Origin of the sequence: Serratia sp. CY32780, assembly GCF_052169135.1 — a bacterium.
Taxonomy (GTDB): Bacteria; Pseudomonadota; Gammaproteobacteria; order Enterobacterales; family Enterobacteriaceae; genus Serratia; species Serratia sarumanii.
Window position 1 is genome coordinate 2,404,063 of sequence record NZ_JBJNLI010000001.1, and the last position, 14,963, is coordinate 2,419,025.

Here is a 14,963-nt window from a genome sequence, read left to right on the forward strand (position 1 = left end):
ATGTCAGTAGCCTATCTCTTGTATAATCGGTCAGACAAACTCATAGTTTTCAGCCTTAGATGAGAATAACTCAGCCATGAGAAAACCCCGTTTGCCGCCGCTGGGCGCGCTGCGTGCCTTCCACGCCGTGGCCGGCTGCCGCAGCTTCAAGCTGGCCGCCGAGGAGCTGGGCGTCAGCGCGACGGCGGTCAGCCACCAGATCAAGCTGCTGGAGTCGGTGCTGGCATGCCGGGTGTGCGAGCGCAGCGCGCAGGGCGTCAGCCTGACCGAGACCGGCGAGATCCTGTATGCCGGCACCCAGCGCGCCTTTGCCGCGCTGGAGCAGTCCGTCGCCCAAATCACCCGCGCCCAACAGCCGCCGGCGCTGACCGTCACCACCACCTCCAATTTTCTCACCCACTGGCTGGTGCCGCGCCTGGCGGATTTCAAGGCGGAGTTTCCCGCCATCGATCTGCGCCTGCACACCAGCGTCGAGCGCGTCGATCTCAACCAGCGCACCGTAGACGTCGCCATCCGCTACCGCGAAACGCCGGAAACCGATCTGCACTGCACCCTGCTGCATGAGGATCGCTTTATCGTGGTGGCCAGCCCGGCGCTGGCGCTGAAGCGCAGCGAGGATTTGCGGCGGGTAACGCTGTTTCACGTGGAACATCGGCAGGTGCCTGCCGACGCGCCGACCTGGGAAAACTGGCGGCGGCGCTACGGGCCGGAAGGGTTGAACGTGGAAGCCGGGCTGACCTTCAGCGACGAGACGCATGCGCTGCAGGCGGCGGTGGCGGGCCAGGGGGTGGTGATCGCCAGCCGGCTGCTGGCGCGCGATTTGTTGCAGCGCGGCGTGCTGGCCGCGCCGTTCGAGATGTCGTTACCCGGCGCCAACTATTACCTGGTGGCCACCGAAGAAACCGCGCAGCGCCCCGATATCATTGCGCTGCGCGAGTGGCTGCTGCGGCAAATGGCGGCGGGCTAACGGCTCTCGGGGGCGATTTCCCCCAGGCGGATCGCCACGCTGATCGCCTGCGCGGTGGTGGCGGCGCCAAGGCGCTGGCGAATGCGCCGCAGGTGGTTTTCCACCGTGCGTTCAGACAGGCCGAGCATCGCGGCGATATCCGCCTGCCGCCGGCCGATGGCGGTCCAGCTCAGCACCTCGCGCTCGCGCGCCGACAACCGCCCCTCTCCCTCGCCGGCCGCCGGTGCGAACAGCCGCCGCGCCGCCTGAAAGGCCGCCGAGCCTACGAGCGACAGCGCCAGCCGCACCGGCGGCGAGGCATCGATGCGCTCGCCCCCCAGGCTGACGGCGCCCTCCAAACCGGCCGGGCCGAACACCGGGATCTGCACGCCGTGCAGGCCCGCGCCGCGCGGCGTGCGCACAATCCGGTAGCGCTCGCCCTGCTCCGCCCAGGTTTTGGTCCAGAAAAACGGCTCGCTGACCCGCAGCATGTGCCGGGTCACCGGGCAGTGCCGCACGTAGGTCAACGCATCGACGGCCTCGCCGTCGCCGAACCAGTCGCCCTCGACCCAATAGATATGCTCGATCCCCGCCTCCGCCGCGGCGGAAGCGGAAAACAGCACAAAGCGATCGAAGCCGAACGGCGCGGCGAAGGCGCGAACCCGCCCCTGAATGGCGGACAGGGTTCGCTCGTGGTCCATCGCCAGCGCCGCCTGGAAAGCGCGCTGCGCGATCTCGTCGCTCATCGCGCGGCGACGTCGGCCAACAGCGTCTCCGCCGCCAGCTTGCCGAGGTTGTTGGAGGCCAGCGGGCTGTCGCCGGTCAGCAGGCGCCGATCTTTATGCACCTTGCCGGTGATGTCGGCGTTGACGATCTTCACGCCCCGCTCGCGCAGGCGTTCGCCCACCAGCCAGGGCATCGGGCCGGGGATGTAGCCGATGTCGATGTTGGCGCCGGTATCGAGCGAGTCCGGGAACACGCACATTTCATAACCACGATAGAGGAAATCCTCTTTGCTCTCGCCGATACCCGCCGCCAGCAGGCCCGCCGGCCCGTGGCACAGCGAAATCACGTAGCGATCGTTGTCGTGCGCCCAGTGCAGGGTCTTTTTCACCTCTTCGCTGAACGGAATATCATTCAGCACGCCGTGGCCGCCGGGGATGAAAACGCCGAGGTAGTTGCCGCCATCCAGATCCTTCACCACCTCCGTCAGCTTTTTCGGCTGCTTGAGTTGGCTGCGGTACTTCTCATAGGTGGCCTTGACCGCTTCGTCTTCCTGCGGGAACGCCCACATTTCCAGCTTCACCGGATCGCCGGACGGCGTGGCGATGTCGATCTCGAAACCGGCCAGATCCAGGTGATACATCGGCAACAGCATCTCGACCGGGTGGTTGCCGGTGGAGAAGAATTTGCCGTTTTGCATCAGCAGGTAGCGCTCCTGCGAGGCGATCATCAGCACCTTCCACTTGCCGCCGCGATAGGCGTTCGGGTAGCTGGCGCCCGCAAAGTCGGTTTTGGACGAGGTGTACTGGCTGAGGGAGTAAGGCGATGGGAAGAACGCGTTGTCTTCCGCCACATCCGGGGTGGGATTACGATCGTTGGACACTGAATCAGTCATGATTATCTCCATATTCACCGTTACGTTGCCCTTTCAGCTTAAATAACCGCCGGCGGGGCCGCAATGAGGGATATCCCTCAAGCAATCTTTGCAGCCGAAACTCAGGCGAGATTGCGCAGAGCGATAATAAAGGTTTCTTCGCCGGCGCCCTGGTATTCATAGCGGCACTTTCTTACCGGCACCCGAAAATAGCGCTCCAGGATATCTTCCCGCAGCACAGCGCTTTTAACGCCAAACAACGACTGCCGTTTTGTCATCAGTAAACACTTGTCGGAGATGCGTTCGGCGTAATTGAGGAAATGCGTATTCAGCACGATCGTCATCTGCCGCTCTTTGGCGAGGCGCCAGAGCATCTCGATCATTTTTGCCTGATTGTAAAAATCCAGGTTCGACTCCGGCTCATCAAGGATCATGACGTCAGGATCTGCCATCAGCGCCTTGGCGAAATAACACATCTGCAGTTCACCGCCGCTGATCTGATCGATGCTTTTCTGCGCCAACGGGCCGATTTCCAGAGATTGCAGCACCGCCTGCGCCCTGGCGAAATCGTGCTTTCCCGGCCGGGCAAACAGTCCGGCCTGACGAACGCAGCCGAAAGTGACAAAATCGAGTACGCCATAGGAAAAATGTGGCGCCTTCGCCTGCGGCACATAGGCCAGGCGCGCCTCTCGATTATCGACACGGCCGATCTCGCACCAGCCGGCGCTGGGCCGACACAGGCCCGCAATATTTCTCAGCAGCGTGGTTTTGCCGGCGCCGTTCGGGCCCAGCACGCTGAGGATCTCGCCGCGCTTAAGCTCGAAGCTGACGTTGTCGAAAATGGGCTCCCGCCCTTTGAAACCAAAGGATAGTCGGCTAGCGGTGATCATATCGATTGCCCATAATAAAAAGCGTGGCGAAAAGCGGCGCACCGATCAGCGCGGTCAGGATGCCGATCGGGATTTCTGCGTAGGTGGCGCCTCTGGCGATATTGTCTATCACCAGCAAAAACAACGCCCCGCTCAGCGCCGAGACCGGGATCAGGCGGCCGTGGTTATACCCCAGCACGCTTCTCACCAGATGCGGGATCACCAAGCCGACCCATCCCACCACGCCGGCCAAACTCACCGAGGCGGAAACCAGCAGGGAGGCGGCGATCAGCAGCAGGATCTTCAACCGGGGCGGATTTAGGCCGGCAATGCGCGCCTCGTCGTCCCCCAGCGAGAGAATGTTCATTTTCCACCTGAGCCGATAGATTGTCAGGTAACACGCCGCAAACAGCGGGATTAGCCAATAGACCTGCGCTTTCGCCACCGAAGCGAAGCTGCCCATCAGCCAGAAGACGATCGCCGGCAAGGTATCCTGCGGATCGGCGACATATTTTATGACCGAGACAAACGCGATAAACAACGACGCGATAATCATGCCGGACAGGATCGTCGTCAGTGCATCCTGCCGACGTTTCAGGCGGCAGATGCCGAACACCAGCAGCAGGCTCACCACGCCGAAAAGAAACGACAGCATGGCACTCAGGGCAAAAGGCAGACTCAATAAAATGCCCAGCGCAGCGCCAAAGGCGGAGGCGGAAGAGGTGCCCAGCACGTCCGGGCTGGCTAACGCGTTTTTCAGCACCGCCTGAAAGGTCGCGCCGGCGACCGCCAACCCGCCTCCCACCAGCATCACCGCCACCACCCGCGGCGCGCGCAGGTTAAAAATCACCGAATAGCGGGTCGGGTTTTCCCCCGGCATGTTCCCCTGCCATAAAATCTGCATCACATCGTGGGCCGACAAGGCGTAGCGGCCGGCAAACAGTGATGCGACGGCGGCCACACACAAGGCCAAAAACAGCCCCGCCAGGATCGCCACATATTTTCCTCTGCCCGGCATCCCCAAGCTCCCCCCATTAATGAATGCTATTCAACCGTGGCACTAGCGCTGTGCCAGCACCTCATCCAGCAACCGGTCCGGGATCGCATAGGAGAACATCGTCTGATAATAGCGGCGCGTCACCTCCCGCAGCGTCTTGTCGCTAATGTCTTCAGGGGCATAGCGGTTGATCATAAACAGCGGCAGCAGCGATGTTTCCGCCGACAGGCCCCCCCAGTTATGAATGCCCACCGGCGTCGAGAAAACCTTGCCGTTTTTTACCGCCCTGAGCGTTTCCCAGGCCTGGCCGGGGATCCCCCCGTGCAGCAGCGCTTTGGCGCTGCCGAACACCACGAAAATCACATCCGGGTCCCAGGCCATGATCTGCTCCATCGAAACGTTGATGTACCTGCCGGCATCCCCTTTCACCGGCAAATCCCCGGCGACGTTGTCCATGCCGGCCATTTTCAGGTAGGTGTCGCCGTAGGTATGCGGGCCACTCACCTTCAGCTGCCTGCCGTCACTTTCTTCGAGATACAACGCCCTGACGTGCTGCGCATGGATGGCTGCGGCATAGGGGCGGATCTGCTTCAGGGTCGTTTCCCAGGCGTCTTTGAATTTGTGCGTGCGCGGCAGGCCGAGCGTGTCGGCGAAAGTGTTCTCCCAATACACCTGGGTAGCCATCGGCTGGTATTTTGTCTGCCCGCCGGCATCCAGATCGACGGTCATCACGCCCGCCCTTTCCAGCCGATCGTCCTGGCTTTTGCCGTAGTAATAAATAATGTCGGGCCGTAGATTCATTAACGATTCCATGTTGACCCGGTAGTCCTTATTGATGAAGGCGGAGGTGATCCTGCCGATGTCAGGCTTCATGTCCTCCAATACATGCCTATCGGCATGCATGAACGCCCAGGGCCCCACGCCGACGACGTGCCGGTAGGCCGCCTCGTTCGCCAGGATCACGCCGAAGGGGCAGTTGCCGGTGATGACGATCCGCGGATAGCTGCCGGGCAGCGTTTGCGCCGCCACGCTTTGTGGCGGTTCGGCCGCCGCCGGCTGGCCGGCGGTGGCGTAAGGCGCCGTCGGCAAGGCGAATATTGCCAGCAGAGCGGTGGCGATAAATTTCACTGTGACGCACATGGTGCCTCCTGTGCGCACGCTCGACGGCGTGCGTCGATGGGCTGCTTTAGGCCGACGCGGCGATGCCGGCGGCCATGATGGTGATCCCGGCCACAAACACGATTGCCGTGGTGGCGACCGCGCCGCCGCCGACCAACGCGGCGGTTTTTCCTGTGGAAAGGTCTTTTCGTTGCAGGAAAGAGAGCTGCGACAGGGGAATGATTTTTCCGCTGTCGGCAACCAAGTCTTTCGGTTCAACCTTCGCCACCGTCAGCTCGCCGCCGCTGCCGTCCTTCAGACCATATTTCAACTGGTCGCCGACATAGACCGGCGGCTGTAGCAGGTAATATTGGCTATTGAGCCCCGTCTCTTTTTGTTGCAACGCCACGTCGTGGTAGGTCGTGCAGCCGGCAAGGGAAAACGCCGCCATGCCGATAACCAACGGCACTAATGGGATAAATCGCATGGGAAACCTCGTGCTTCTATTTACTGGTTTTTAACGTAACGGCGGACTTGAAGCGCATATAGCTCACGACCAGAGAAAGGAACGAGAATGCCGCCCCCGCCATTAAACTGATGTTCGTCGCTTGCGCACCCCGCATGTTGAAGAAAATCGCCACTAACGCCGAACCGACGATTTGCCCAATCAGCCGGGAACTGCCCAACAGGCCGCTGGCGATGCTGCTGTTTTCATGGGAGACCGACGTCATGATCAGCAGGTTGTTCGGTGATTGAAACAGGCCAAAACCGATGCCGCACAGCGCCACGCGCCATACGATCGCCCCATTCGACGGATCGCTGGGCAGATTGGCCATCAGCAGCATGCCTGCCAGCAGACAGGCGAGGCCCGAGAGGGCAACAAGATTGGGATCGTACTTCTTGGCCAAATCGCCGGAAATTAGCGAAGATGCCATGGTGGCCAGCGGCCAGGCGGTCAGCAACAGACCGATATCCACCACGTTTCTTTGCAGAACGTTGTGAAAATAAAAAGGCAGCGATACAAAAGCCAAAAGCTGGGTGCTGTAGGACAGCATCGACATCAGCAAAGACAATGACAGCGTCGGGTTATGCAGCATCGCGATCGGGATCAGCGCGGCGTTGGCCTTTCTTTTCTGATTGATATACAGCAACCCGGCCAGCCCGGCGAATACCGCAAAGCTCAGCGCCGCCGCCGGCAGATGGTGGGTGGTCATGCTCATGGTACTGAGCGAGAAAGCGATGAACAGCACAAACACCAACAGGGCCCCCCCGCTGTCGAATCCAACGCTGCGCCGCTCGCGGGGGGCCAGGAAGATCAGGCTCAACAACAGCGACAGGCAGGCGATGGGAACATTGATGGTAAACAGCCAGTTCCAGCTCGTTTGAGAAAGTATCGCCGAGGCGATGGAGGGCCCGGCGGCGGCGGAAACCGACACCACCATTACGTTTATGCCCAGGCCGCGCCCCAGCAGCCTTTCCGGGTATATCTCCTTGATCAGCGCCGCATTGACGCTGAGCACCGCCGCCGCACCGAAGCCCTGTATCACCCGGAATGCCGTCAGCATCGACAGCGTCGCGGAAAGCGCGCAGCCCAAGGATGAAAAAGCGAACAGCACCACCCCGGCTATAAAGATCTTTTTATTGCCCACCGCGCGGCCCAGCGCCGCGAAGGGCATCAAAGAGGCGACGACGGCAAACTGGTAGGCATTAATAATCATGATGGAGGCCGATTCGGAAACGCCGAAATCTTTGGCGATCACCGGCAGTGCCACATTGGCGATGGTACTGTCGAGCATGGCGATAACCGTGCTTAACGAGACCGCGAGAACGGCGAATATATTTAATGTCTCTTTTTCCTGGTGTTTAAAAGTCATGTTAACGCTCCAAAAACGTGAGTGGCTTCATGCCGGCGGCAAAGACCCCGTTTTTTATCCGTTTTAGTAATTACGTTATAACATATCAATTAAAGAGGAGAATAAATCTCATTTGAAATATTAGATTAAATAGTGTGTCAAAATAAGAATTAACAAATACAAAACAAATGAATAGCAATACGAACATTCAATAAACAAAATAAATGCAGTATAAAAAGCCAGTGAATTTAAGGAATGACATTAAAAGTAACAGCCGCTAACAGACAACCCCGCCGACGCACGGAATTGTTATGTTATAACAAAAACACCCTTTCCTTTTATGCTGGTTACCCTTATGGCTAAGACGGACCTTTTGAACACCCGGTTATCTCGCCGCAGAATGATGTTGGCAGGGTTGGCGGCCCTGGCGCTGAACGGCGCCGTTTCCCCGCTGGCTCACGCCCACGGCCTGCCACGCCCCAAAAAGCAGAACGGCCCTCACGGGGCGCGAAAAAGATTCCTGGTCATGTTGGATCCCGGTCATGGCGGCATCGACTCCGGAGCCATTGGCCACACCGGTTCGCTGGAAAAACATGTCGTTCTGGAGATCGCCAGAAATGTGCGTGCACAGCTCGATCGACACGGCATCGATGCCCGCCTGACGCGCGACAGCGACGTTTTTATTCCGCTTTACGATCGGGTGGAGATCGCGCACCGGCATGGCGCGGATCTTTTCATGTCCATCCACGCCGACGGTTTTACCTGCCCCAGCGCCTGCGGCGCGTCGGTCTTTGCGCTTTCCAATAAAGGCGCCAGCAGCGCGATGGCGAAATACTTATCGAACAGTGAAAACGCGGCGGACGATCTCGCCGGCCCTAACGTCATCAAGAAAGACCGCTATTTGCAGAAGATACTGTTTGACTTGGAGCAGACGGAAACGATCAAAGAAAGCCTGGCGCTGGGCTCGCACCTGATTCAACATATTGCGCCCATCCATCATCTGCATGCCAAAAATACCGAACAGGCGGCCTTCGTGGTCTTAAAGTCCCCGTATATTCCTTCCGTCTTGGTGGAAACCTCTTTCATCACCAACCCTGAGGAAGAAAGGCTGCTCGGCACCCCCGCCTTCAGAAATAAAATTGCCACGGCGATCGCTCAGGGGATCGTCAGCTACTTTAAACGCGAAACGCACGCTTAAGCTTCGCCGGGGCGGCAAGCTCTTGGGCTTGCCGCGCACAGGGACGGTGCCATCATGATAAAACGCAATCCTCGTAATTTTTCGGCGGGCATGCTTTTCCCCCTGCTGGCCTTGTTGCCGTGCGGCGCCTCCGCCGTGTCGTTGACGGGATCGCAGCAAAACAGCCTGAATTTCTACGGCACGATTATCGCCAGACGCTACAGCGGCCAAAACGAACGCGACGACGGCGACCGCAGCTACCTCTATTTCGGCCTGATAGGCAAAAAAAAGATCGCGCCGCGCTGGCAGGCCTACGCCCACTGGGAATATACCGTCAGCTTCGCCGACGCGACGCGCAACAGCACCCGGCTCGCCTATATCGGCGTGCAAAACGCCGCCCTGGGCAGCCTCGATATCGGCCGCAACTGGGGCGTGCTTTATGATGTGACCGCCCTGACCGATCGCTCTCCGCTGTTTAGAGAGATGGCCTACAACTATATCGACAACTTTATGCGCGGCCGGGCGCATAACCTGCTCACCTACCGCCAAACTTTCAGCCTGTTTCAGCGGCGCGCCGCCCTCGCGCTGCAATACCAGTTCAAAGACGGCGACGACCGGCAAACGCCGGGCAAACAAAACGGCAACGGATTCGGTGCCTCGTTCCGTTATGCGCTGACGCCGACGCTCAGCCTCATCGCCGCCGCCTCGGCGTCTCAAACCACGCAGCGGCAGCAACACGCCGCCGGTTATCGCCGGCGCATCGACACGCTGGCCGAAGGGGTTCTCTATGCGTCGAAAAAAATCTATCTTGCGGCCGTGTTCACCCAAAGCGACAACGCCATCAGCCCGCAACAAACCGCTAACCGCGGCTCGGCGTCAAGTTATGAAGCGCTCGCCAAATATCGGCTGACGGACCATATTCAACCCAACATCGGCTATACCCGCTTGATACAGGCCCGGGCAGGCCGGAACACGGACTTATTGAACTATGAGGAGTTGGGGGTCACCTGGTTGCTCAACGGCAATATGCAGGTGTTCATTAACTATGAATTCAATAACCTTTCGCAGCACACGCCCGGCGTCGATGCGTCGGACAAGCTCGATATGGGCATCAGCTATCATTGGTGATCCGCTCTCCCGCAGCCAATAAAAAGCCCCGCCCGGTAAGGGGCGAGGCTCGCGACGCGTTGAGTCTTTAGCTGTTCACGAACGCCAGCAGATCGGCGTTGACCTGATCGGCATGGGTGGTCGGGATGCCGTGCGGCGCGCCCTTATAGGTATGGAGCGTGCCGTTTTGCACCAGCTTGGCCGACAGCACGCCGGAGTCCTGATAAGGCACCACCTGATCGTCGTCGCCGTGGATCACCAGCACCGGAATGGCAATCTTCTTGAGATCCTCGGTGAAATCGGTCTGCGAGAAGGCGACAATGCCGTCGTAGTGCGCCTTGGCGCCGCCCATCATGCCCTGGCGCCACCAGTTCCAGATAATCGCCTCAGAGGGTTTGGCGCCTGGGCGGTTATAGCCGTAGAACGGGCCGGCGGGAACGTCGTAATAGAACTGTGCCCGGTTGGCGGCCAGCTGCGCCTGGAAATCATCGAACACCGCTTTGGGGGTGCCCTGCGGATTGGCGTCGGTTTTTACCATCAGCGGCGGCACCGCGCTGATCAGCACCGCTTTGGACACCTTGTCCTCGGCGTGGCGCACGATATAGCGCACCACTTCGCCGCCGCCCGTCGAGTGGCCCACGTGCATCGCGCCCTGCACGCCGAGGTGTTTTACCACCGCGGCGACGTCATCGGCGTAGTGGTCCATGTCGTGCCCTTCCGACACCTGGCTGGAGCGGCCGTGGCCGCGGCGATCGTGCGCCACCACGCGGAACCCTTTGTTCACGAAGAACAGCATCTGGGCATCCCAGTCGTCGCTGGACAGCGGCCAGCCGTGGTGGAAGTAGATAACCTTGCCGTTTTTGGGGCCCCAATCCTTGTAGAAAATCTCGACGCCATCGCTGGTTGTTACGTAACCCATGTCGTTTCTCCCATTTACACTATGGTTAAAAAAGAAGGTTTATACTGCGCGCGGCGCCGGGATCTCTGGCTCCCTCATCCCGGTTGGCCGACGATCTTGCGTTGATCGTTTAACGAGTATAGGTTTAAAGCTCACTTTAAGGTCAAACAGGATTCGGCAAACCGCATTCCCGCTTTCACTCGGCATCAGGAGAATTCAAGTGCAGGGAGATGACATCCTCATGACGATGGAGCAACGGCTTGCCGCCCAGCGCCATGCCTTCCTGCGCGACGGCGCACCGACGATCGCTCAGCGCAAAACCGCCCTGCGCCGCCTGCGGAGCGCCATTTTGGCCCAGCGCGGTGCGCTGACGGCGGCCGTCAGCGCGGACTTCGGCCACCGCTCGCCTTACGAAACCGAAATTCTGGAGATCCTGGTCACCGTGCAGTCGATCGATTATCTGCTGCGCCACCTGAAGCGCTTTATGCAGCCGGAACGCCGCCACGTCGCCCTGCCGTACCAGGCCGGGCGCGCCTACGTGCAATACCAACCTAAAGGCGTGATTGGCGTCATGGCGCCGTGGAACTATCCCTTCTCGTTGACCTTCATCCCGCTGGCCACCGCCCTGGCCGCCGGCAACCGCGTGATGCTGAAACCTTCGGAGCTCACGCCGCGCACCAGCCAGCTTATCGAAACGATGCTGGCAGCGCTGTTTCCCGCCGATGAGGTCGCCGTGGTGACCGGCGGGCCGGACGTCGGGGCCGGGTTCAGTGAGCTGGCGTTCGATCACCTGGTGTTCACCGGCAGCACGGCGATCGGCCGTCAGGTCATGCAGGCGGCCGGTAAAAATCTGGTGCCCTTGACGCTCGAGCTGGGCGGCAAAAGCCCCGCCGTGGTGGCGCCCGGCGCGGTTAACGCCAGAACCGTTAACAGCCTGGCGTTCGGCAAGCTGTCGAACGCGGGCCAAACCTGCATCGCGCCCGACTTCCTGCTGATCCATCAGGACGATGTGGAAAACTTCATTGCGCTCTACGACGCGGCGGTCAAAGCGTTTTACCCCGACGGGCCGACGAGCCATGACTACGGCGCCATCATCAACGACAGGCACTACCACCGTTTGCAGGATCTGCTCACCGACGCCCAGGCGCGGGGCGCACGGATCGTTCCGGTGGGCCACCGCCCGGACTCGGCGGCGAAACGGCCGAAAACCCTCGCCCCCACGCTGATCGTCGGCGCCCCCGACGACAGCCGGATCATGCAAGAGGAGATCTTCGGGCCGCTGCTGCCGGTGCGCACCTACGCCGCCTTTGATGAAACGATCGACGTTATCAACGCCGGGCCGCGCCCACTGGCGCTGTACTACTTTGGCCCAGGCGGCACGCTGCAGGACAGGCTGCTGGCACGCACCACCTCCGGCAACGTCAGCGTCAACGCCACCCTGCTGCACTTTGCCCAGGACGATCTGCCGTTCGGCGGCATCGGCCCCAGCGGCATGGGGGCCTGTCACGGCATCGAAGGATTCCGGGCGCTGAGCCATGCCAAGGGCGTCTTTATCCAAAGCCGCTGGCGCTTCACCGATCTGCTGCGCGCGCCGTTCGGCAGGCTGGCAGACGCGGTACTCAAGGTGATGCTGCGGCGCCGATAGAGCGCCGCGCTGACTATCAATAACACAGCCATGAATCGCCGCAAGCTATCACAGTATTCAATCATTCCTATTTTATCTCTCCGCCGCCGCTGACTAAGCTTAGCCATGAGTCGCCCTTTGCCCGTTAGCGGCCGGGGCGATGTGATTCCATTGAGTTCAGTTATTTAGCGCAACACCCGACGCAAGCCTTACCCGCATGCCTTGTTAACCGCTCCACGCCCGGCGGCTGGAGCACCCTTACGGAAGCAGAGAGCGCATTATGACAACTGAAAGCAAATGCCCGTTTTCGGGCGGCAAGCAGCCCGCACCGCAGAACGGCCCCACCAATCAGGATTGGTGGCCCAATCAGCTCAGCCTGAAACCGCTGCATCAGCACTCCCCCCTGTCCGATCCGATGGATAAAGACTTCAACTACGCCGACGCCTTCAACAGTCTCGATCTGGCGGCGGTCAAACAGGATCTTCACGCCCTGATGACCGACTCGCAGGAATGGTGGCCGGCGGACTTCGGCCACTACGGCGGCCTGTTCATCCGTATGGCCTGGCACAGCGCCGGCACCTACCGCATCGGCGACGGCCGCGGCGGCGCGGGCGAAGGCCAGCAGCGCTTCGCCCCGCTCAACAGTTGGCCGGACAACGTCAGCCTCGACAAGGCGCGCCGCCTGCTGTGGCCGATCAAACAGAAATACGGCCGCAACATCTCCTGGGCCGACCTGATTATCCTGACCGGCAACGTGGCGCTGGAATCGATGGGCTTCAAAACCTTCGGCTACGCCGGCGGCCGTGCCGACACCTGGGAGCCGGACGACGTCTACTGGGGCTCGGAGAAGATCTGGCTGGAGCTGAGCGGCGGGCCAAACAGCCGCTACTCGGGCGACCGCGACCTGGAGAACCCGCTGGCGGCGGTGCAGATGGGCCTGATCTACGTCAACCCGGAAGGCCCGGACGGCAATCCCGATCCGGTGGCCGCCGCGCGCGACATCCGTGAAACCTTCGCCCGCATGGCGATGAACGACGAAGAAACCGTGGCGCTGATCGCCGGCGGCCACACCTTCGGCAAGACCCACGGCGCCGGTCCGGCGTCTAACGTCGGCGCCGATCCGGAAGCGGCCGGGCTGGAGTCGCAGGGCCTCGGCTGGCACAGCACCTTCGGCACCGGCGTCGGCAAAGACGCAATCACCAGCGGCCTGGAAGTCACCTGGACCACCACCCCAACCCAGTGGAACCACGATTTCTTCCGCCACCTGTTCGAATACGAATGGGAACTGAGCCAAAGCCCGGCCGGCGCGCACCAGTGGGTGGCGAAAGACATCGGTGAAACCATTCCCGACGCCTTCGATCCGAACAAGAAACGCCGCCCGACCATGCTGACCACCGACCTTTCGCTGCGCTTCGATCCGGCCTACGAGAAGATTTCGCGCCGCTTCTATGAGCATCCGGAAGAGTTGGCCGACGCCTTCGCCCGCGCCTGGTTCAAGCTGACCCACCGCGATATGGGGCCGCGCCCTCGCTACCTCGGCCCGGAAGTGCCGCAGGAAGAGCTGATTTGGCAGGATCCGATCCCGGCGGTCGATCATCCGCTGATCGACGAGCAGGACATCGCCGCGCTGAAAAACGCCGTGCTGGCTTCCGGCCTGCCGGTATCGGCACTGGTCTCCACCGCCTGGGCTTCCGCTTCGAGCTTCCGCGGTTCCGACAAACGCGGCGGCGCCAACGGTGCGCGCATTCGCCTGGCGCCGCAAAAAGACTGGGCGGTCAACCAACCTGCGCAGCTCGCCGCAACGCTGGCCAAGCTGGAGAGCATCCAACGCGCCTTCAATGATGCGCAGGCCGGCGGCAAGCGCGTCTCGCTGGCGGATCTGATCGTACTGGCCGGCGCCGCAGGCGTGGAACAGGCGGCGAAGAATGCCGGTTTGGCCCTGACGCTGCCGTTCGCGCCGGGCCGCATGGACGCTTCGCAGGAGCAGACCGACGTGGACTCCTTCGAGGCGATGGAGCCGCTCGCCGACGGTTTCCGCAACTTCCTGAAGGGCAAATACCGCGTGCCGGCCGAGACGCTGCTGGTCGACAAGGCGCAGCTGCTGACCCTGACCGCGCCAGAAATGACGGTGCTGGTCGGCGGGCTGCGGGTACTCGGTGCCAACGTCGGCGGCACGCCGCACGGCGTATTCACCCAGCGGCCGCAGGCGCTGACCAACGACTTCTTCGTCAACCTGCTCGACATGGGCACCACCTGGCACCCGGTGAGTGAGGACGGCCTGTTCGAAGGGCGCGATCGCCGCAGCGGCGCGGTCAAATGGACCGGCACCCGCGTCGATCTGGTGTTCGGTTCACACGCGCAACTGCGCGCGCTGGCCGAAGTCTACGGCAGCGCCGACGCGCAGGAGAAGTTCGCCCACGACTTCGTCGCCGCCTGGAACAAAGTGATGAACCTCGATCGTTTCGATCTGGCGTAAACTCCCCGCAACGGCCTGCTTCGGCAGGCCGTTTTTTCTCCCGAGATCAACACCGCCTCCGCTCAACGCCGGCCACAGTGCCCGTCGTTATATTTTATTTTCCGCTTATTCGTATTTACTCAACAAGTCATATAAAAATTTGATGGGCGGCAATTCTTTTAATGCTGTATTTATATTTAGACGGCAATGAAGACCGTAAACTCAGCTGGCTAATGCGATATATCCCATCCAGGAGAACACCGTTATGGATTATCCTCGATTCGCCTCAGCGCGCGGCGAGGCGGGCCTTATGACCCTCGCCGTTCCTTAGCGACAGCGGGC

Annotated in this window: 13 protein-coding genes; 5 read left to right on the plus strand and 8 right to left on the minus strand. The window is 60.8% G+C overall.

Going from position 1 to position 14,963, the window contains the following annotated elements:
• Nucleotides 1-76 precede the first annotated feature (76 nt).
• The gene (locus tag ACJ8HH_RS11680) at nucleotides 77-967 is read left to right on the plus strand and encodes a LysR substrate-binding domain-containing protein (protein WP_060451690.1); all 891 of its coding nucleotides are present in this window, start codon (nucleotides 77-79) and stop codon (nucleotides 965-967) included.
• On the opposite strand, the gene ACJ8HH_RS11685 is transcribed toward ACJ8HH_RS11680, so the two are convergent.
• The 7 genes from ACJ8HH_RS11685 to ACJ8HH_RS11715 form a co-directional block, all read right to left on the minus strand.
• Complete coding sequence (locus ACJ8HH_RS11685) at nucleotides 964-1,692, minus strand: PA1136 family autoinducer-binding transcriptional regulator (protein ID WP_060437747.1); 729 nt, start codon at nucleotides 1,690-1,692, stop codon at nucleotides 964-966. The two genes, ACJ8HH_RS11680 and ACJ8HH_RS11685, sit on opposite strands and share 4 nt — an antisense overlap.
• Nucleotides 1,689-2,564 (minus strand): glyoxalase III HchA, encoded by an 876-nt coding sequence (hchA, locus tag ACJ8HH_RS11690; RefSeq protein ID WP_060437746.1) that lies wholly within the window; start codon nucleotides 2,562-2,564, stop codon nucleotides 1,689-1,691. The genes ACJ8HH_RS11685 and hchA overlap by 4 nt, the downstream gene beginning before the upstream one ends.
• A gap of 101 nt (nucleotides 2,565-2,665) precedes the next feature.
• Nucleotides 2,666-3,433 (minus strand): ABC transporter ATP-binding protein, encoded by a 768-nt coding sequence (locus ACJ8HH_RS11695; RefSeq protein ID WP_060420360.1) that lies wholly within the window; start codon nucleotides 3,431-3,433, stop codon nucleotides 2,666-2,668.
• The gene (locus ACJ8HH_RS11700) at nucleotides 3,420-4,430 is read right to left on the minus strand and encodes a FecCD family ABC transporter permease (RefSeq protein WP_060425978.1); all 1,011 of its coding nucleotides are present in this window, start codon (nucleotides 4,428-4,430) and stop codon (nucleotides 3,420-3,422) included. Before ACJ8HH_RS11700 ends, ACJ8HH_RS11695 begins: the two co-directional genes overlap by 14 nt.
• A 42-nt stretch (nucleotides 4,431-4,472) precedes the next feature.
• The gene (locus tag ACJ8HH_RS11705; RefSeq protein WP_223182359.1) at nucleotides 4,473-5,549 is read right to left on the minus strand and encodes an ABC transporter substrate-binding protein; all 1,077 of its coding nucleotides are present in this window, start codon (nucleotides 5,547-5,549) and stop codon (nucleotides 4,473-4,475) included.
• A gap of 46 nt (nucleotides 5,550-5,595) precedes the next feature.
• Complete coding sequence (locus ACJ8HH_RS11710) at nucleotides 5,596-5,994, minus strand: hypothetical protein (protein ID WP_223182167.1); 399 nt, start codon at nucleotides 5,992-5,994, stop codon at nucleotides 5,596-5,598.
• Between the two features lie 16 nt (nucleotides 5,995-6,010).
• Nucleotides 6,011-7,381: an MFS transporter gene (locus ACJ8HH_RS11715; protein ID WP_060451691.1), complete on the minus strand. Its 1,371-nt coding sequence runs from the start codon at nucleotides 7,379-7,381 to the stop codon at nucleotides 6,011-6,013.
• Between the two features lie 334 nt (nucleotides 7,382-7,715).
• Here ACJ8HH_RS11715 and amiA point away from each other — a divergent pair, with 334 nt between their 5' ends.
• Together amiA and ACJ8HH_RS11725 are read left to right on the plus strand one after the other, a co-directional pair.
• Nucleotides 7,716-8,558: an N-acetylmuramoyl-L-alanine amidase AmiA gene (gene amiA, locus ACJ8HH_RS11720; protein WP_060420869.1), complete on the plus strand. Its 843-nt coding sequence runs from the start codon at nucleotides 7,716-7,718 to the stop codon at nucleotides 8,556-8,558.
• Nucleotides 8,559-8,612: 54 nt separating this feature from the next.
• Nucleotides 8,613-9,665, plus strand: a complete 1,053-nt coding sequence (locus tag ACJ8HH_RS11725; RefSeq protein ID WP_060451692.1) for a porin — start codon at nucleotides 8,613-8,615, stop codon at nucleotides 9,663-9,665.
• A 67-nt stretch (nucleotides 9,666-9,732) separates the two neighbouring features.
• Here the strand turns inward: ACJ8HH_RS11725 and ACJ8HH_RS11730 are convergent, their stop codons facing one another.
• Nucleotides 9,733-10,563, minus strand: a complete 831-nt coding sequence (locus tag ACJ8HH_RS11730; protein WP_060420350.1) for an alpha/beta fold hydrolase — start codon at nucleotides 10,561-10,563, stop codon at nucleotides 9,733-9,735.
• 220 nt (nucleotides 10,564-10,783) lie between these two features.
• Between ACJ8HH_RS11730 and ACJ8HH_RS11735 the strand changes: the two genes are divergently transcribed.
• Nucleotides 10,784-12,187 (plus strand): coniferyl aldehyde dehydrogenase, encoded by a 1,404-nt coding sequence (locus tag ACJ8HH_RS11735; protein WP_060451693.1) that lies wholly within the window; start codon nucleotides 10,784-10,786, stop codon nucleotides 12,185-12,187.
• Nucleotides 12,188-12,446: 259 nt separating this feature from the next.
• Nucleotides 12,447-14,642, plus strand: coding sequence for a catalase/peroxidase HPI (katG, locus tag ACJ8HH_RS11740; protein WP_060451694.1), 2,196 nt, complete (start codon nucleotides 12,447-12,449; stop codon nucleotides 14,640-14,642).
• The last annotated feature ends 321 nt before the right edge of the window (nucleotides 14,643-14,963 follow it).